Origin of the sequence: Corynebacterium sp. HMSC05H05 (assembly GCF_001807265.1) — a bacterium.
Classification (GTDB): Bacteria; Actinomycetota; Actinomycetes; order Mycobacteriales; family Mycobacteriaceae; genus Corynebacterium.
In genome coordinates, this window is sequence record NZ_KV788403.1 from 80,281 (window position 1) to 98,776 (window position 18,496).

The window sequence follows — 18,496 nt, forward strand, 5'->3', positions numbered from 1 at the left end:
GCTTGGGAAGGAACCACCGACATGAGCTTTTTCGAGGACATCGCAGCGGCGCTCGACCGCGAAGGCATCGAGTCCCGCGTGGGGGGCGACACCATGTTCGTGCCCATGACGGCGGCGCTGGAGATCCAGTTTGTGGAGATTGATCCGCACTTGCCGGCCGCCAACGTCTACATCGCGGCCGCGGACGTGGACGAGGACGACGAGGATTTCGAGGCCGTGCTGGTGGCCGTAGTGTTTTCCGTGGAGGACGCCGTGGCCGCGGTTGCGGAGCACATGGCCACCGACCAGGTGATCACCGTGCTGCGCGACCTGTTGGAGGGCACCGACGAGCGCATCGGGGACCTGGAGTTCTTCCAGGACCACTTGAACCCGCAGCAGGTGCGCGCTGAGGTCGGCGACAACGCCGAGCTTTTGGTCACCATCGACACCGTCGACGGCGCCCCGCACGCCAAGGTCACCTTCATCGCGCTTCCGGACGATTACGACGACGTGCTCGACGACGCCGAGGGCGAACTCTGGGAGTCCGACGGCGACGCGGAACTGACCGAGGAGGACCGCGCCCGCCTCTTCGACGCCATCCACGACGAGGCCCTCATCGACGCCGAGCGGCTCGAGCTGGGCAGCTTCACGGACTTTGACAGGCTTTTCGACGTGCTCTCGCTCGCCGCCGACCAGGCCGAAGACTGGGAGTCGCAGCTGCTACCCGTGGACGACGAGTTCGACGAGCCGGAGGTCTACGACCTGTTCGGCCAGGACGACGATGACGAGGATGACGCCCTCGCCGACGATGACGACGTCGACTACGACGACGATGATGACGACGGCGAAGACAGGGGCGAGGACGACGACTAGGCCGCGCTGAGCCCCTCGAACATCGACGACGGCGAGGCGACCGGGGTGAACGTGCCGTCGACGAGCCACACGTAGTTCGCCGTGCGCGTTCCGGCCAGCTCGTGTACCGCGTGCGCGGAGTCGCCCGGAATCAGCGCGCGCACCCACGCTTCGGTGAGCACGGTGTCTACCAGGCTGCCGGTGGTGTCGGCGATGCGGACCTCAATCAGGTACGCCGGGACCTGGTCGCCTCCGTAGCCCTGTATCCGGGCCCGCGCCCGTGGGCCGACCCTGCGCCGAGTCACAGCCAATGTCAGCTGCGGCCCGTTGGCCACCCGCGGCAGCGTGAGCACCGGTGGGCGCCACGCGGCGGTGGGACGGGACAGGGAACGCGGGTGGTGCATGACGGCCTGGGCGGACTCGATGATTGCGGGGTGGCGCTCGCGGATCTCCTCGGCAAGCGCCTCCGGGGTGTAGGCGGGGGAGTGGGACATGTCGTTTCGGCTGACGCTACGCAGCGGATTCTTCGTGTTGAACTTCATGGCGCTCACACTACGAAGCACTTCCGGCATCAAAGCCCATTCTGTCGAACATATGAACGAAATGCACCCAGCTGCCTGGGGTGATTTTGCTTTGTGGAAATTATTTGCCACATTGGCAAATCGGAACACCCCACCCGCCGATGTACGCTAACCAGCAATGAACGCCGACAACTCAACACAGCACACACCCCAGCAAGCACCCCGCACCCAACCGAAGATCCCGCGCACGATCTGGGTCCTCGTCGGCGCCGCGTTCATCATCGCCCTCGGCTACGGGCTCATCGCGCCTGTGCTCCCGCAGTTCGCCGGCAGTTTCGGCGTGTCGATGGCTGCCGCCGGCGCGGTGATTTCCGTCTTCGCAATGGCGCGGTTGTTGGGAGCGCCGGGGGCGGGCAGGCTCGTCGATAAGCTTGGCTCCCGTCCGATCTACCTCACGGGCCTGCTCATCGTCGCGGGCGCGACCTTCCTCGTCGCGTTTGTGAACGCCTACTGGCAGATCCTCGCGCTGCGGTTTATCGCAGGCTTCGGCTCGACCATGTTCACCCTGTCGGCCCAGGCCTTGATCGTGCGGGTGACGCACCCGAGCATCCGCGGGCGCGCCAACGCGCTGTACGCCTCGGCGTTTCTGGTGGGCAACGTTGTCGGCCCGATCATCGGTGCCGCGCTGTCCTTCCTGGGCTTCCGCGCGCCGTTTGTCATTTACGGCCTCGCGGTGGCGGGCGCGGCCGTCGCGGTCGGCGCCCTGACCCAGCCGCGCCCCGGCTCCGAGCCGCTGCCCGCGGCGAAGCCGAAGATGCGCGTGCGTCAGGCGTGGCAGACCTCCACGTACAAGGCGCTGCTCGCCGCCGGGTTCACCAACGGCTTTGTCAACATGGGCTCGCGCGTGGCCATCCTGCCGCTGTTCGCCGCCGCCGTGTTTGAGCGCGGGGGAGCGGCCGCCGGTTTGGCGCTGACCGCCTTCGCGTTCGGCATGGCCGTAACGCTGCAGTTCTCCGGCAGGCTCGCTGATCAACTCGGCCGCCGCCCGATGGTCGCCGCGGGCCTGGCCACCTCGGGCGTGTTCACGGCGCTGCTCGGCGGCGCCACCAGCTTCTGGCCGCTGGTGCTGCTCTCCGCCGCGGCCGGTATCGGCGCGGGTCTGATGAGCCCCGCCGCCCAGGCCACACTGGCGGACATCATCGGCAACGAGCGCTCCGGCGGTACAGTGCTGTCCACGTACCAAATGACGCAGGACGCGGGCTCCATTCTCGCGCCGGTGCTGCTCGGCGCCGTCGCGGAGGCCGCGGGCTTCCAGGCCGCGTTCGGCGTCTGCGGCGCGGTGTGCGCCGCCACGCTTGTGATCTGGCTTGTTGCCGGGAAGGAAACGAAACCGTGAGAGTGATCCTGGATTGCGACCCCGGCATCGACGACACCTACGCCATCATCTTCCTCACCGCCGCGGCGCACGCGGGTCTCATTGAGCTCGATTGCCTCACGACGACCTCCGGCAACGTCGACGCCAACCAGTGCGCGCAAAACGGCGCCTGGATCCTGGGGCAGTGCGGGCTGCCCATCATTTCCCTGGCTGCAGGCTTGCCGGAGCCGCTCGAGGTGGAGCTGACCATCACGCCCGAAACCCACGGCGACACCGGCCTCGGCTACGCCCAAGCGCCCGAGCGCCACGTGGAGCACGACTGGGACGCGCTGTGGATCGACTCCATCGAGCGCGGCACCGACGACCTCCATCTAATCGTCACCGGGCCCTTGACCAACCTGGCCGCCTTCGCGCACGCCCACCCGCAGCACTTTGCAAAGCTCAAACACATCACCGTGATGGGCGGGGCGGTGAATTACCCGGGCAACACCACGCCGAGCGCGGAGTGGAACTTCTGGGTGGACCCGCACGCCGCCGCCGATGTATTCGCCATGGCACAGGCCCCGATCACCCTGTGCTCGCTTGGCGTGACGGAGCGTATGGTGCTTAAGCCCGAGGCGTTGGCGGAGTTCGTCGATAAGCTTGGCGGCTCCCCGGTGTCGCAGCACCTAGAGGCGATCACGCGGTTTTACTTCGAGTTCCACGAGGATGTGGGCGAGGGGTATCAGGCGCAGATCCACGACCTGCTCACCGTGCTGATCGCGCTGGGGCTGGTGGAGTACACGTGGAAGGACACCGCCGTCGCCGTGGAGGCGGATTCCGAGCTCATGCGCGGCACGTCCGTGGCCGACCTGCGCGGGATTTGGGAGCGCGAACCTAACACGCGCCTGGTCACCGAGGCGAATATTGAGATGGCCTGGGGCTGGTTCACGTGGGCGTGCGAGGTGCACGCGAAGGTCGCCGCCGGCGATGCCGAGATTGTGGAGCTGCGCCACCAGCGTGCCGACGACTAGCGGGTTTTCGCCCGCCGCCTGCTACACTCCCGAACCGATAGCCCAGCCGAGGTGACATAGGCGATGAGGGCTGTACTTCCCGTTCCTCCCCGCACACCACTCGGAGTTTTCATGTCACACACCGTTTCCACCCAGGCCGCGCCCACCGAGAACACCGCGCAGAAGGCCGAATGGACCCCCGCCCGCCGCGCGCTCGTCATTGCAGGCGCCGTCCTTATCGCCGCTACCTGGCTGTACTTCGTGCTGGTCCACCCGGCGGACTGGGACCAGGTCACCGGCTCCGGGCAGGGCATCGCGCTGCTCGCAGGCTACGGCATCGGCACCGCGCTGCTGCTTGCCGCCGTGATTCCGGTGCTGCCCGCGCGCACGTTGGGGCTGATCCCGATTGCGATCATCATCAACTCTGTCGTCGGCGAGATCGTCGGCTCGATCGGCCTGCCGCTGTACCTGGACTCCGTGGGCACGGTGCTCGTCGCGGCACTCGCCGGCCCGGTCGCGGGCATGGCCACCGGCGCGCTGAACAACGTGGTGTGGGGCCTGCTCAACCCGGCCGCGCTGCCGTTCGCCGCGGGCGCGGCGCTGATCGGCTGGCTGGCCGGCGTGTTCATCCACCGCTTCAACGCCCTGCGCAACATCGCCACCGTGATCGGTTTCGGCCTGGTGCTCGGCCTTGTCGGCGGCATGGTCGCCGCCCCGGTCGCGGCCTACGTCTACGGCGGCACCGCCGGCGTTGGCACCGGCGCGCTGGTCAGCCTGTTCCGTGAGATGGGCAGCTCGCTCATCGCGTCCGTGACCACCCAGGCGTTCATCTCGGATCCGGTGGACAAGGTCATCGTCATGCTGGTGGCGTTCTTCACGGTCAAGGCGCTGCCGAAGCGCACCGTCGCCGCCTTCGCCCCGCAGACCAAGCAGAGCTAGCCCAGCAAGAAGCCAACCAACATGCCCCAGACCCGCCTGAACCCGCTGACCGCCCTGGTCATCGGCGCGTCGGGCTGGATTCTGGCGCTGGGGATCAACACTCCGATAGCCTCGCTGGCCATCATCGCTGCAGCCCTGACGGCCGGCACATGGCGCACCCGCAACCCGTCTGTCGCGGCGGCGACTGCACTCCTCGCCGCCCCCGTGGCTGCGTCGATGGTGCTCATCCACGCGCCCTACGGCGAGCACCGCATCGCTCCGTTCATCACCTCCGACGGCCTTGCCGACGCCGCCCACCTCACCGCCCGCTTCACCGCGCTGGTCGCCTGCCTGCTCGCCGCCGTGGCCTGGACGCGTACCCCGGATCTGGCCAAGGCTCTGCAGAGCACAAAAGGTGGCAACCGCATCGGCTACATCGCCGGCACCACGCTGCAGCTCGGGCCCCAGGGCGCCAACCGCGCGCGCATCACCCGCGACGCCAACCGCCTCAAACAGCGCCCGATCAAAGCCAAGACAGTCGTCCCACACCTGATCATGCCCGTGCTCACGGAACTGCTCACCCAGGCCGGCGCCCGTGGCCAAGCGCTGGAAACCGCCGGCTACGACCTCACCGGCCCACGCACCGTCCTGCGCCCGGTCCACGACAGCCCCGCCCAGCGCGCCGCGCGCATCCTCATCCCTCTGATCTGCGTGGCGGTGGTCCTATGGATCTAACCCCGCTCAAGCAAGCACTCGACCAGCACCGCACCGTCGAGGTCATCGGCAATTCCGGCGCGGGCCTGACCACGCTTGCCGGCGAGGCGCACAACGAGTGGGCGGGCGCGGCCGTGGTCCAGCAGGACGCCACCGCGCACGTGTCCTACCTGCGCGACACCGTCATCGAAGAGGTCGCGCTCGGCCTCGAGCAGCGCGGCACACCCATCCCGGAGATGCAGCGCCGCTGCGAGCGCATCCTCAGCGCCGCGGGCCTGACCGAACTCGCCGAGCGCCACCCCGCACAACTCTCCGGCGGCCAAACACGCCGCCTGGCCATCGCGGCCGTCGCAGTCCTCGAGCCGGACATCCTGCTTCTGGACGACCCCTTCGCCGGCCTCGACCCCACCTCCGCCACCCACATCATCCGCCTGCTCGAAGCCTTGCCGTCGCGCATCGTGGTCCTCGGCAACCGCCCCCGCCTCGATGCAGCAAAGCTTTCGCTTATCGACGGCATCCTGTCTCCCTCACCCCCTCCCACCCACGTGCCCAGCCTGCCCCCACGCGTGGTGCCCGCCGGCGATCCGATCGACCTCGGCGAGATCACCGCAACCCGCGGCGGAAAACCCCGCAAGTGGTGGCAATTCCGCGCACATGAGGATCCGGAGTTCACCGCCGGTCCGATCCATCTGACCGTGCGCCCCGGCCAGGCCGTGTGGCTGCGCGGTGACAACGGCGCCGGCAAAACCACACTGCTGCGCGCGATGGCCGGCCTCGACGGCAACCCCGGGCTGGCTCTTGGCGTCTCACTCGCGCTGCAGCGCGCCGCCGACCAACTTGCCGAATCCACGGTGGGGGAGTTCATCGGCGATCCGGACGCAGTCGCCGCACTCGGCCTCGACCCGGAGACCCACCCGCTCGACCTGCCTGCCGCGCACCTGCGCCTGGCTCAGCTCGCCCAGGTCTTCGCCCAGAACCGCCCGCTCGTGCTTCTCGACGAACCCGACGTCGGCCTCGACGCCCCCTCCCGCGACCGCGCCCACGCCCTCATCGCCGAGGGACTTTGCTCCGGCCAGGCCGTGATCTTCACCTGCCACGACACCTCCTTCGCCGCGGAGGTGGGGGAGTACACAGCAGTTTTCGAGTCTAAACTCGCCTAAACCCGCGTCCTAATTCGGCAATTGAGGCTTACCGTTCGCATCTTGCCTAACCATGTGCCCAGGAGCGCGGTGGAGCTCCGCCTTCTCGCCGTCAGCAGTCGGATCCTGGATGCTCGCGCGTTTATTGGTGGTGAGAGCTTTGTAAAGCGGGGCGGGGACAGGTTCGTCTAGTGCCAGGTTCATAACAACCACGTCGAGTAACTCATCCTTGTTCCCCGGCATGTGGCGCTCTTCCGCGTGGGTAACCTCGGCCTGCCCGAGGTAGTAAAACTCCAAGCCGTCCGCGTCTTCGCGTTTTACGAAGAGATGGAGGTCTGTAGATCCATCCAGAATCGGCTGGAGTTCTTTGCTGTCGAGCGTGCGGTTGTTCTTGGAGAACCACTGCATCGTGGATTGATCGATGAATGTGTCCTCGTATCTGTGGCTCGCCAGAACATCGGCGTCCTTGTGGTACGTGACAAAGATCGGGCAGGTATTGGTGTTTGAGTCCACCGCATACCCGTAGATCGTGGATTCCCTGTTGCGCTGCCAGTTGAGCAGGCGTGCTGCGTCCTTTCGGGTATACGTCTTTCCCCGGACGAAGATGTCGCTTTGACGGTACTGGCGCCGGTTAGTAAGAAGGCCGGTCTCGATGAGGTCATCAATGTGGTATCGAAAGCTGATCTCCGGGTGAGGATGTTGATCCTCGTAGGAGAAATACAACTCTGAAAACCGCTCACCAAGCTGGAAACCGCTGTCTGTACGGACGGCGAGTGGTTCGCCTCCGTAGCGCTTGGCGGCAGCCTCCGTGAACCATTCCAGGTTCAAAATGAGTTCTACCGACCGCATAAGGTGGGGCGACGAATTAATCTCTGTTGAGTATTTCTCGATCACAGCTCTGAACTGGTCTTCAGTCAGCACCCCTTGGGGGCCGCGGCGCACAAGCTCAGAGAGAAGAAGGAGTTCTTGCGGGCGTTTTCCGTTAAGAAGTTCGGTCGCGATGAGGGTGAGGAATCCGTCTTCCTCTTGGGACGGGGCCGAATCGACTTCCTTCAATTTGTGCAAAAGTGACCAGTAGTTTCGCGTGTGTTGGTCGGTCGCGCACAACACGGACGGATCCATGGATTCGTGATAAAGAAAGTCGACCAGTTTGGGAATGCGGCCGAGTCGGTACTTTAACTCTGCGATAGCCTCGCGTTTAGCCTTCACTCCCGTGATGCGTGCCTTTTGTAGGGACTCGATAACTCGTGCCGCGGAAACCCTGTCAAAGCTGACCGTGGAAGCCCCGGCTTTCGGACGAGGGTCGTTGACGTCATCGAGAATCTTCGGTTTTCGGCCGGTTTTGTTGCCGGTGAGCGCAATCGCAATGAGGTAGTTGTTTGCGTAGTTACCGATGAAATCTATGACGCGCAGCGAGTGCTTGTAGGCGGCTTTGCGCAGCCCGCGACCAAGTTGTTGCGTGAAGATGATCGACGACTCGGTGCTGCGGAGCAGGACAATGACATTGACTGAGGGAATGTCAATGCCCTCGTTAAAAATGTCCACCGTGAAGATGTAATCGAGTTCGCCATCTTCCAGTTGAGCAACAACGGACTCTCGTACTTCAATCGTGTCGGCTCCCGAGAGACTTCGCGTTCTCAGTGGACGGCCGTGGACGATCCGTGAGGAGAGAGCTTCCGCAAGGATTCGGGATTCCTCGTTGCTGCTGCAGAACACGAGGCCTTTCGTACTTTCTGCGAAAGAATACTTCTGCAGTGCATCAACGATGTGCTCGACGCGATCGTCCGCAACCAGGTCTTTGAGCTTTGATTTGTCTCCGATCGACCCTTGCGCCGATTCGTAATCTGCGATGCCGTAGTAGTCGAAGGGGACGAGCATCCGATTTTCAAGGGCGCCTTCCAAACGGATCTCATATGGGACGTTGTATCCGAAGAGCTCAAAGACGTTAAACCCATCCGTTCGCTCCGGGGTAGCTGTTAACCCCAGCGTGAAGTTTGGGCGGAAGTGGTTCAAGATCGACTGGTACGACTCGGCGCCAGAACGGTGAACTTCATCGATGATGATGAGGTCGAATTGGAGCGGAGAGATTGTCGCCAGATTCTCTTTCCGAGAAAGGGACTGAACGGTAGCAAACACCAACTGCTTGTCCAGTTCTCGTCGTGCTCCAACGAAGAACCCGATTTGTGAGTCGTCGACTTCTAACACTTTGGCGAACTCTTGAGCAGCCTTCTTCAAAATCTGCTCGCGGTGGACGATGAATAGTGTTCTTAACGGCTTCATCTGTCGCGTAGCCAACGCGGCCAGGATGGTTTTTCCTGTACCGGTTGCAGAAATGATCAACGCGCGCTTCTCGCCGGAATCGACCACATACTGCAACTGCTCAAGTGCTTCGACCTGCATCAGGTTTGGGAGGATCTTTTCGCCTTCCGGTGAAACCTCAAGAGGCTGGGTTTCGGTGAAGACGATTTTGCGCTTCGCCCGCTTCTTTTCGTAATCCTTGATCCAGTCTCCGGTGAGTGGAACTGCTTTGTCGAGGTGCCTCTCAACTCCGTTTTGGAGCTGGGAAGCCATGTTGCCGTTTCGGTGCGACGAAACTCGGATATTCCACTCGTGGTTTTCCATGAGTGCATAACGCGTGAGGTTCGAGCTGCCTACGAGCGCAGTGACGTGGTCACCGTGGTTGAAAATGTAGCCCTTGGCATGGTGGGCGTATTCCGACATGACGTAGACATCGACGTTTTCCAAAGTCAGTAGCTCGCGCAGAGCAGCGGGCTCATTGAAGTCTTGGTACGAAGACGTGATGATTATGCCCTTGCCCTGAAACTCCACGAGCTGCTGTTTGAGCGCGCCGATACCGCCGACAGTCACGAATGCCACGGAGAACACGTAGCTATCAGCAAACTCCAGCTCGTTTTTGAGCGCCTCGTACATGGTGTTCGAGTCGCCATTGGTGATGAGCTCGGGATTCTCCTGCTTGTTGGCAAGGACAGCTTCGTCGATGAAACCGTATTCAAGATCGCGTTGCAGCGAGGTAAGCGATGACTCCATTACTGCTGCTGCACTCGTTCTACAGTTTCGATGTCAGCCGGTGCCCACTCCAGCCCATGAAGCTCCGACCTCGGGACCCAACGGATCTCTTGGTGTTCGGAGAGCTTTGGCGTACCGGAGGAAAGCGTGCAGTAATACGTGGTCAGGTTGATAACTGCAGAGTCGGTTTCGTGCCGGCTCGTCACAATCCGGTCCAAAACTTCAACCTCAATGCTGAGCTCCTCGACGAGCTCGCGCTTCAGAGCCTGCTCCGGAGTCTCGCCGGGTTCGATCTTTCCGCCGGGAAACTCCCAAAGACCACTCATCGATCGGCCCGGCCCCCGCTGTGCGGCAAATACAAAGTCGCCGTCGAGGATCACTGCTCCAACCACATCGATGTTTCTGGCCATGTAGCCATACTAAACGGGCATGGGCGGAGCTGCCGTCGAAAAGCAAAGGCTCCTAGAACTCGGCGCGGTCGATGACGTCGCGCAGGGTGGTGGCGGAGTGGCGGAACTTCTCCAGCTCGTCGGAGTCCAGGCGCAGTTCCACGACGTTGCGCACGCCGCTGCGGTTGAGGACGGTGGGGGTCCCGATGTAGAGGTCCTCGAGCCCGTACTCGCCCTGCAGGAGGGCGGAGACGGGCAGGACAACGTCCTCGTTGCGCAGGATCGCGCGCGTGATGCGGGCGAGCGCGTTGCCGACGCCGAAGGAGGTGTTGCCCTTGCGTTTGATGATGTCGTAGGCAGCATCGCGGGTGCGGACGAACAGCTCGTCGATCTGGGTGTAGATGTCCGGGTTGGTCTCCGCTTCCGATTCCAGCATCGCACTCAGCGGCACGCCGCCTACGGAACCGGAGGAGAACACGGGCAGCTCGGTGTCGCCGTGCTCGCCGATGATGTGGGTGTGCACCGCGGACGGGGCGATGTCGAAGTGCAGGCCCAGGTTGTGGCGCCAACGCGCGGTGTCCAGCACGGTGCCGGAGCCGATGACCTGGTTCGACGGCAGGCCGGTCTGCTTCCAGGTGATGTAGGTGAGCACGTCCACGGGGTTGGTGGCCACGACGTAGATGCCGTTGAAGCCGTTGGCCATGATGTCCTTGTTGATGGACTCGAAGATGGCGGCGTTGCGCGCGATCAGGTCGATGCGCGTTTCGCCCTCGCGCTGCGCCACGCCGGCGCAGTTGACAACGAGGGCGGCGTCGCGGCAGTCCTTGTAATTACCCACAGTGACGTCCATGTGGTGGCCGGAGAACGGGATGGCGTGGTTCAAGTCCTCCACTTGGGCCCAGACGAGGTCCTCGTTGAGGTCGATGATGGCCAGGTGGTCCGCCAGGCCTTGGTTGAGAATTGCGTAGGCGTAGGCGGTGCCGACGGCGCCGGCGCCGATAAGGACGATCTTGTTGCCATGAGTCACGGTCATGCGACCAAGTGTGTCAGAAACCGGGCGATCACGTGCGGTGGGGTTGGGCGGAAACGGCCTCGGCGGCGACGCGGCGCGGATACCATGCAGAGAAGACTTCGAAGGGAAGAGAAGGGGAGCGACATGCTGTCGGTGACAGATCTCAGGGGCCGTGCTTTGACGGTGCGCGAACTGCGGAAGGTGCTACCTCGCGCGGGTGCGGACGTGAATTCGGTGGTGTCCCAGGTGGCGCCCATCGTGGAGGCGGTGCGTGATCGCGGCGCGGAGGCGGCGCTGGAGTACGGGCAGTGTTTCGACGGTGTGCGGCCGGCTTCGGTCCGCGTGCCGGCGGAGGTGATCGCCGATGCCCTGGACCGCCTGGACGCGGACGTGCGCGCGGCGTTGGAGACCTCGATCGCGCGCATCCGCGCCGTGCACGCGAGCCAGAAGCCTGCGGAGCACACCACTGAACTCGCGCCGGGTGCGACCGTGACCGAGGTGTTTCGCCCGGTGCAGCGTGTGGGCCTGTACGTGCCCGGAGGCAAGGCCGTCTACCCCTCGAGTGTGCTCATGAACGCGATTCCCGCCCAAGAAGCGGGCGTGGAGTCGATGGTGGTGTGCTCTCCACCGCAGGAAGACTTTGGCGGGTGGCCGCACCCGACCATACTCGCGGCGTGCGCGCTGGTTGGCATCGACGAGGTGTGGGCGGTCGGCGGCGCCCAGGCCGTGGCGCTGCTGGCCTACGGCGACGAGAACCTGGAGCCGGTGGACATGGTCACCGGACCCGGTAACGTCTTCGTCGCCGCCGCGAAGCGCGTGGTCAACGGCGTGGTGGGCATCGACGCGGAGGCGGGCCCCAGTGAGATCGCGATCATCGCCGACGACACCGCCGACCCGGTCTTTCTGGCGTACGACCTGATCTCTCAGGCCGAGCACGACGAGCAGGCCGCGTCGATCCTGATCACCGATTCACCTGCGCTCGTCGAGGCCGTCAACCGTGAGATCGTCGAGCGCTACCAAGTCACGCTCAACTCCGAGCGCGTGCGTGAAGCACTCGAGGGGTCGCAATCGGGCATCTTGCTTGTCGACGACCTCCGGTCCGCCGTGGCAGTCACTAACGCCTATGCGCCCGAGCACCTGGAAATCCACACAGACAACGCGCGCGACGTGGCGGCACAGATTGCCAACGCCGGCGCGATCTTCGTCGGTAAGCACACCCCGGTGCCGCTCGGCGACTACTCCGCAGGATCCAACCACGTGCTGCCCACATCCGGCACGGCCCGTTTCGCGTCGGGGCTGAGCACCCACACCTTCCTCAAACCCGTCAATGTGGTCGAGTACTCCGCGGACGCGCTGGCGGAGGTGGCCGACGCAGTGATCACGCTCGCCGACGCCGAGCGCCTCCCGGCACACGGCGAGGCCATCAGCGTGAGACGGGAGCGATAAACGAAAACCCAGCGCTGCGGTTGCAGCACTGGGCGTATTCGTACCGGAGGGCTATTTCGCCTCGTACTCGACCTCGTCTTCCACAATCGCCTGCGGGCGGCCGGTAACGAAGTAGAGGATCGTCATCAGGATCAGGAACGCGACACCGACGATCAGCGCAGTGTGGAATTCCTCCATCCACACCATCGTGCCGAAGGTGAACAGGATGAATGCGACCGAGAACCACTGCCCATACGGCCAGAGCGGTACCGGGAATTTCAGGTTTTGCTCTTCGGCGGGGGAGATGTTGCGTCGAGAAGCAATGTGCGCAAGCAGGATCATCAGCCACACAAAGATGGTGGCGAAGGTGGCCAGCGCCGCGACAGTTTCAAAGATGTCGGGGTAGCGCTGGTTCAAGTAGACACCGACGATCAAGGCGATGATCAGCATGACCACCGTCATCACCGGCACATCGCGGTAGGTCTTTGCCATTGCCCGCGGAGCCAGCTTCTCCTTGGCCAGGCCCGCGAGGACGCGGCCGGTGCCGAAAAGGTCAGCGTTGATGGCGGACAGGGAAGCACTCAGCACAACAACGTTGAGCAACGCGGCAGCCCAGCTGACGCCGAGCGTGTCAAAGATCTGGACGAAGGGGGAGTCCTCGCCGTCGATGGTGCGCCACGGGTTGATCATCAAAATGATCAAGATGGACAGCACGTAGAAGATCAGGATGCGCGCCGGGACGGTGTTGACAGCCTTCGGGATGGAACGGTCCGGGTCCTCGGCCTCGGTGCCGGCAACACCGATGATCTCCGTGCCGCCGAACGCGAACAGCACGAGGATGAAGGACGCTGCCATGCCAGAAATGCCGTTTGCGAAGAAACCGCCGTCGCTCCAGAGGTTGCTCACACCCATCGTTTCGGGTTGGGAGCCGAGGTTGAACACGAGGATGGCGGCACCGCCCACAATCATGGCCACCACAGCGCCGACCTTGATCAGCGTAAGCAGGAACTCCAGCTCGCCGAAGATCCGGACCGCTGCCAGGTTCGCCGCGCTAATAATCAGCAGTGTGACTGTGATCCACACCCACGCGGGCGTTGTGGGGAACCAGAACTTCATATAGATCGTGATGGCGGTTAAGTCCGCCAGACACACGATCATCATCTCGAAGGCGAACATCCAGCCGGTGATGTAGCCGCCCCAGCCGCCGAGGTACTTGCGGCAGTACACGGCAAACGAGCCGCGCACCGGGTTGCGCACGCTCATCTCGCCGAGCGCGCGGAGCATGAAGTACACCACCGCGCCGCCGAGCAGGTACACCAGCAACACGGATGGGCCGGCGGCCTGGATCGCACCGGCGGAGCCGTAGAACAGGCCGGTGCCGATGGCGGAGCCGAGCGCGATGAAGTGGATGTGGCGGGCGTTTAAGCTGCTGCGCTTCGGTTTGGGCTTGTTAGCGGATTCAGATGGTGCAGTCATAACAGACATAACTGTGCTCTTTCGGGAAGCAATGCGCGAATCGGAGGCGCAGGGGATTGGATTGGCGTGTGCCCTGTGTTGGGCGGCGGCGTCCCGGTTGGCCGTCGATAGGCGAGTGCAACCGTGTGCCTCGCGGACGGATCCGGGGGCGCGGCGCGAACGACATAAGCCCCGAAGTGTTGCCCGTACTAACAAGAAACCCCCTGCGCTTCGAGCAGCAGAGGCTGTTAGCGCAGGGGGCTGGAGTCGGCCGACACCGCGCTACAGATGATGATGCAGGCGGGCCGGCTGGGTATTCAGCAACGCAGAACGCTCGGCCTGCGCGGCCGAGGTTGCAAATGCGGTGCTGTTGATCATGTCGGCGACTGTAGCACGGTGGCGGTATGTCTGCAGCGAATTGTGGAAACTATTTGCCGCAATGCGGGGAGCAGGAGGTCAGAGGTTGCGAAAAAGCCGTTAGAACTTAAACGGGAGAACGTCTTTCAGGCCGATCATCGCGGCGATGGCGACAACTGCTCCGATGAAACCGCCCAGCACCCCCGCGAGTGCCGGTGAGGTAGAAGATCCATCCTCTTTCTGAACGGGCTTCGCGGCAGGCACCTTCGCGCACTTGTCGTAGATTTCGAGTTGCCTCTGTTCGTCTGCAATTCTTTCCGTGAGCTCCTGGATAAAGTCCTTGTTGGCATCGGAACGCGACTTTTCAGACTTCAGCTCAGATTCGGCCTCGGTGATGGCATCGAGGCTTTCCTTCTTGAACTTCTTCACTTCATCCTGCGTGTAATAAACCGGGAAGTACATGCGGTTGTTCTGCATCTCGGTGATCGAGTAGTTCACACGGCAATCGGTGCCGACGTGCTCGATGGTGTATGCCTGGGCGGTGGTAATGGATCCTGCAAGAACGCTGGCTGCGACTACAGCGGCAGTGATTTTGGTGCGCATGGGTGCTCCTTGAGAGACAAGCGGGGGAGAAGAGACGGGCGCGGGGTGCGTCGATAAGCAAAATGCTCGAAAGAAAAGATTACTGCACGGGGCTACGCGAACACGCCGAACGCCCAGGAACCGAGCACCAGAAGAACGGAGAACGCCCAGCACACTGGGAAGGCGAGGCGGATGTACTTGCCCATTTCGCCACGGGCGAGACCGAGCGCAAGCCACAGCGCGGGGGAGAACGGGCTGACAAACGTGCCGATGACGTTGCCCACGATCATCGCGGACGCGGCGCCCATTGCGGAGACTCCGAACGCCTCGGCGGTCTGCTGCACGATCGGCAGGACGGAGAAGTAGTAGGCGTCGGTGGATGTGGCCAGGTCAAGCGGCACGCCGAGTAGGCCGATGATGATGTGGATGTACGGGCCGACCGCCTCCGGCAGGATGGCAATGAGCGACAGCGCGATCTGCTCCAGCATGCCCGTGCCGTCGAGGATGCCCAGGAACATCGCTGCGGCGAGGATGACGCCAGCCATGGACAACGCGGTAGGCGCGTGGCGGCGCAGCGCGTCGCTTTGGTCCTCGAGCTTGGCAAAGTTGATGGCCAGCAGCAGCGCAGTGCCCACCAGGAACGCCGGCGCCGGGGACGCCAGGCCGGACACGAGAACACCGATGAGCGCGAGGGTGATCAGCGCGTTCACCCATGTCACCCAGGTGCCCTGCCGCTGCGTGAATTCCAGCTTGGCGCGTTCTTCCTGCTGCCGGCGGGAGAAGTCCTCCGCGACGGCGTTGACGTCCACGGTGCCCGCGTCCGGGCCCGCGGCGGATGCGCGGCGGCCTTCCACCACGCCGAAAATGGCGGCGACGACGAACACGAGCACGATGGCGACCCCCTGGACCGGCAGCAGGTGGGCCCAGATCTCGTTCGGCGAGGGGCCGATGACGGAGCTGGCGCGGCCGACGGGGCCACCCCACGGCAGCATGTTCATCACGGATGCGGACAGCGCCACGATGGTCAGCAGCACGTAACGCGACATGTTCATCGCCTCGTACAGCGGGAGCAATGCCGGGATGGTGAGCAGAAACGTCGTGGAGCCGGAGCCGTCCAGGTGGGCGACGATGGCGATGGCGGCCGTGCCGAGCGTGACCAGCAGCGGCGTGCCGCGCGTGGCCTTGATCAGCGCCTTAATCACGGGCTCGAACAGGCCTACGTCGGAGAGGATGCCGAAGTAGATGATGGCGAAGATGAACATCACCACGACGTTCATCACCCGGTCCAACCCGTCCATGTAGTAATCCGAGATCTCGGCAATGCCAGCGCCGGTGAGGACGGCGCCGACGATGGGGATGAGCGTCATCGCGACGATCGGGTGGGTCTTGCCTTTCAGCAACAGCCCGACGGTGACTGCGATGATGGCCAGGCCGAGCAATGTCAGCGCGAGGGGAGAAGTCATGGGGGAATCCTAAATCACAGCCGTCAGTGCGCTGTGTTTCAGGTCATGGCGTGGAGCTCCTTTGTGTGAACGGAAACCGGCTACCTACAACCGGTTACCAGGCGGAAAATCTGGGACTAGCCGGATGTAGGTGGCCGGTTTGGGCGGCACGGGTTACTGAGACGCGCTGGCCTCGGCTGCTCCTTCGAGGTGTGGGGCAGAGGTGGCGTCGATAGGCAATGTGGCCTGAAGCACGAGCTTCACCGGAGGGTGTGTGACTTCGCTCGCCGGGAAACCGCAGGAATACTTACCGGGGCGCACAATGGCGTACGCTGGGCCAGCGATGAGCATTTCCGAAAACGCCACCGGCGGCGAGAATGAGCCGGATATGAATGTGTCGGAAAACCAGAAAGACCCGCAGGATGTCGCGGCCGAAATCGTTGAGGCCGTAGTAGAGGACACCAGGGATGCGGGGGTTTCTGAGGAGACCGGCGCCACGGACACCGTGGCCATTGAAAACAACAATGATGTGCTGAAGCTTAACGACGAGCCTTCGGCCGAACCCGCAGCCGAGCCCGAGAAGCCCGAGAACGGCTTTGAAAAGCTGGGCCTGCCCGACGATGTCATCAAGGCCGTCAAGCGCGTCGGCTTCGAGCAGCCCTCGCCGATTCAGGCGCAGACCATCCCGCTGCTTATGGACGGCCGCGACGTGGTCGGCCTCGCGCAGACCGGTACCGGCAAGACCGCTGCGTTCGCGCTGCCGGTGCTGTCCCAGATCGACCCGGAGAAGCGCTACCCGCAGGCGCTCGTGCTCGCGCCGACGCGTGAGCTGGCGCTGCAGGTGTCCGACTCCTTCCAGAGCTTCGCCGACCACATCGGCGGCGTGAGCATCCTGCCGATCTACGGCGGCCAGGCCTACGGCATCCAGCTGTCCGGGCTGCGCCGCGGCGCCCAGGTCATCGTGGGCACCCCGGGGCGAGTGATCGACCACCTGGAGAAGGGCTCGCTGGACATTTCAAACCTGAGCTTCCTGGTGCTGGACGAGGCCGACGAGATGCTCAACATGGGCTTTCAGGAAGACGTCGAGCGCATCCTGGAAGACACCCCGGATTCCAAGCAGGTGGCGCTGTTCTCGGCGACGATGCCGAACGCGATCCGCCGCATCTCCCGCGACTACCTCAACGATCCGGAAGAGGTGACCGTCAAGTCGGAGACGCGCACCAACACAAACATCACCCAGCGCTACCTGTTCACCGCGCACCGCAACAAGCTCGACGCGATCACCCGCATCCTTGAGGTGACCGAGTTCGAGGCGATGATCGTGTTCGTGCGCACCAAGAACGAGACCGAGGAGCTGGCCGAGAAGCTGCGCGCCCGCGGGTTCTCCGCCGCCGCCATCAACGGCGACATCGCCCAGCAGCAGCGCGAGCGCACCGTGGACCAGCTCCGCGACGGCCGCCTGGACATCCTCGTGGCCACCGACGTCGCCGCCCGCGGCCTGGACGTCGAGCGCATCTCGCACGTGCTCAACTACGACATCCCGAACGACACGGAGTCCTACGTCCACCGCATCGGCCGCACCGGGCGTGCGGGCCGTTCCGGCGAGGCGATCCTGTTTGTCACTCCGCGCGAGCGCCGCATGCTGCGCTCCATCGAGCGCGTGACCAACGCGACCATCGAAGAGATGGACCTGCCCACCGTGGACGAGGTCAACGAGTCGCGCAAGGCCAAGTTCATGGACTCCATCACCGAGTCCCTTGAGGCCACCGACCTGCAGATCTTCAAGACCATGGTGCGCGAGTACTCCGCCGCGAACAACGTGCCTATGGACGACATCGCCGCCGCCCTGGCCACCCAGGCCCTGGCCGGCGACGAGTTCCTGATGAAGGAGCCGCCGCGCGACAAGCGCGACCGTCGCGACCGTTTCGACCGCGACGACCGCCGCGGGCGCGGACGCGACCGCTTCGACCGCGACGATCGTGGCGATCGCGGTGGCCGCGGCCGCCGCTTCGACGACAGCGGCAACTTCGACACCTACCGCCTGGACGTGGGCAAGCGACAGCACGTGCGCCCGGGTGCCATCGTCGGCGCCCTGGCCAACGAGGGCGGGCTGAACTCGAAGGACTTCGGCCGCATCACCATCGGCGGCGACTTCACCCTGGTGGAGCTGCCGAAGAACCTGGACCAGGCCGTGCTGGACCGCCTGGTGGATACCCGCATCTCCGGCCAGCTGATCAACATCCAGCGCGACCACGGCGCACCCCCGCGCGATCGCGGCGGCCGTGGCCGCGGCGGCCGCGGGGGCTACCGCGGCGGA

At 64.0% G+C, this 18,496-nt stretch carries 15 protein-coding genes; 8 read left to right on the forward strand and 7 right to left on the reverse strand.

Annotated elements, in window-relative coordinates:
• The first annotated feature begins 21 nt into the window (after nucleotides 1–21).
• Nucleotides 22–852 (forward strand): hypothetical protein, encoded by an 831-nt coding sequence (locus HMPREF3151_RS08480; protein ID WP_070475101.1) that lies wholly within the window; start codon nucleotides 22–24, stop codon nucleotides 850–852.
• Here the strand turns inward: HMPREF3151_RS08480 and HMPREF3151_RS08485 are convergent.
• Complete coding sequence (locus tag HMPREF3151_RS08485) at nucleotides 849–1,373, reverse strand: hypothetical protein (protein ID WP_246815244.1); 525 nt, start codon at nucleotides 1,371–1,373, stop codon at nucleotides 849–851. The genes HMPREF3151_RS08480 and HMPREF3151_RS08485 overlap by 4 nt on opposite strands.
• A 157-nt stretch (nucleotides 1,374–1,530) precedes the next feature.
• Here HMPREF3151_RS08485 and HMPREF3151_RS08490 point away from each other — a divergent pair, with 157 nt between their 5' ends.
• From HMPREF3151_RS08490 to HMPREF3151_RS08510, 5 genes are all read left to right on the forward strand, one after another.
• Nucleotides 1,531–2,748: an MFS transporter gene (locus tag HMPREF3151_RS08490; protein WP_070475102.1), complete on the forward strand. Its 1,218-nt coding sequence runs from the start codon at nucleotides 1,531–1,533 to the stop codon at nucleotides 2,746–2,748.
• Nucleotides 2,745–3,740 (forward strand): nucleoside hydrolase, encoded by a 996-nt coding sequence (locus HMPREF3151_RS08495; protein WP_070475103.1) that lies wholly within the window; start codon nucleotides 2,745–2,747, stop codon nucleotides 3,738–3,740. Before HMPREF3151_RS08490 ends, HMPREF3151_RS08495 begins: the two co-directional genes overlap by 4 nt.
• 111 nt (nucleotides 3,741–3,851) lie before the next feature.
• Nucleotides 3,852–4,658: an ECF transporter S component gene (locus HMPREF3151_RS08500; RefSeq protein ID WP_246815245.1), complete on the forward strand. Its 807-nt coding sequence runs from the start codon at nucleotides 3,852–3,854 to the stop codon at nucleotides 4,656–4,658.
• 21 nt (nucleotides 4,659–4,679) lie between these two features.
• Nucleotides 4,680–5,372 carry an energy-coupling factor transporter transmembrane component T family protein gene (locus HMPREF3151_RS08505; protein ID WP_070475104.1) on the forward strand — a complete coding sequence of 231 codons (693 nt, stop codon included), beginning with the start codon at nucleotides 4,680–4,682 and terminating at the stop codon, nucleotides 5,370–5,372.
• The gene (locus tag HMPREF3151_RS08510) at nucleotides 5,363–6,511 is read left to right on the forward strand and encodes an ATP-binding cassette domain-containing protein (RefSeq protein WP_070475105.1); all 1,149 of its coding nucleotides are present in this window, start codon (nucleotides 5,363–5,365) and stop codon (nucleotides 6,509–6,511) included. Before HMPREF3151_RS08505 ends, HMPREF3151_RS08510 begins: the two co-directional genes overlap by 10 nt.
• Before the next feature lie 9 nt (nucleotides 6,512–6,520).
• On the opposite strand, the gene HMPREF3151_RS08515 is transcribed toward HMPREF3151_RS08510, so the two are convergent.
• The 3 genes from HMPREF3151_RS08515 to HMPREF3151_RS08525 are packed head-to-tail and all read right to left on the reverse strand — an operon-like array spanning nucleotide 6,521 to nucleotide 10,939.
• Nucleotides 6,521–9,538 carry a DEAD/DEAH box helicase gene (locus HMPREF3151_RS08515; protein WP_070475106.1) on the reverse strand — a complete coding sequence of 1,006 codons (3,018 nt, stop codon included), beginning with the start codon at nucleotides 9,536–9,538 and terminating at the stop codon, nucleotides 6,521–6,523.
• A complete protein-coding gene (locus HMPREF3151_RS08520; RefSeq protein WP_070475107.1) occupies nucleotides 9,538–9,927 on the reverse strand; it encodes a (deoxy)nucleoside triphosphate pyrophosphohydrolase in 390 nt (129 codons plus the stop codon). The genes HMPREF3151_RS08515 and HMPREF3151_RS08520 overlap by 1 nt, the downstream gene beginning before the upstream one ends.
• Nucleotides 9,928–9,979: 52 nt before the next feature.
• Complete coding sequence (locus tag HMPREF3151_RS08525) at nucleotides 9,980–10,939, reverse strand: L-lactate dehydrogenase (protein ID WP_070475108.1); 960 nt, start codon at nucleotides 10,937–10,939, stop codon at nucleotides 9,980–9,982.
• Between the two features lie 123 nt (nucleotides 10,940–11,062).
• On the opposite strand from HMPREF3151_RS08525, the gene hisD reads away from it, so the two are divergent.
• A complete protein-coding gene (gene hisD, locus HMPREF3151_RS08530) occupies nucleotides 11,063–12,364 on the forward strand; it encodes a histidinol dehydrogenase (protein WP_070475109.1) in 1,302 nt (433 codons plus the stop codon).
• A 51-nt stretch (nucleotides 12,365–12,415) separates the two neighbouring features.
• Here hisD and HMPREF3151_RS08535 read toward each other — a convergent pair whose 3' ends face one another.
• From HMPREF3151_RS08535 to HMPREF3151_RS08545, 3 genes are all read right to left on the reverse strand, one after another.
• Nucleotides 12,416–13,819 (reverse strand): amino acid permease, encoded by a 1,404-nt coding sequence (locus HMPREF3151_RS08535; protein ID WP_141741374.1) that lies wholly within the window; start codon nucleotides 13,817–13,819, stop codon nucleotides 12,416–12,418.
• Nucleotides 13,820–14,275: 456 nt separating this feature from the next.
• A complete protein-coding gene (locus HMPREF3151_RS08540) occupies nucleotides 14,276–14,758 on the reverse strand; it encodes a hypothetical protein (RefSeq protein WP_070475111.1) in 483 nt (160 codons plus the stop codon).
• A gap of 92 nt (nucleotides 14,759–14,850) precedes the next feature.
• On the reverse strand, nucleotides 14,851–16,200 hold the full coding sequence (locus HMPREF3151_RS08545) for a CitMHS family transporter (protein WP_070475112.1): 1,350 nt from the start codon (nucleotides 16,198–16,200) through the stop codon (nucleotides 14,851–14,853).
• A 322-nt stretch (nucleotides 16,201–16,522) separates the two neighbouring features.
• On the opposite strand from HMPREF3151_RS08545, the gene HMPREF3151_RS08550 reads away from it, so the two are divergent.
• Nucleotides 16,523–18,496 (forward strand): DEAD/DEAH box helicase (locus HMPREF3151_RS08550; RefSeq protein ID WP_070475113.1); only part of this gene is annotated, 1,974 nt, incomplete at its 3' end.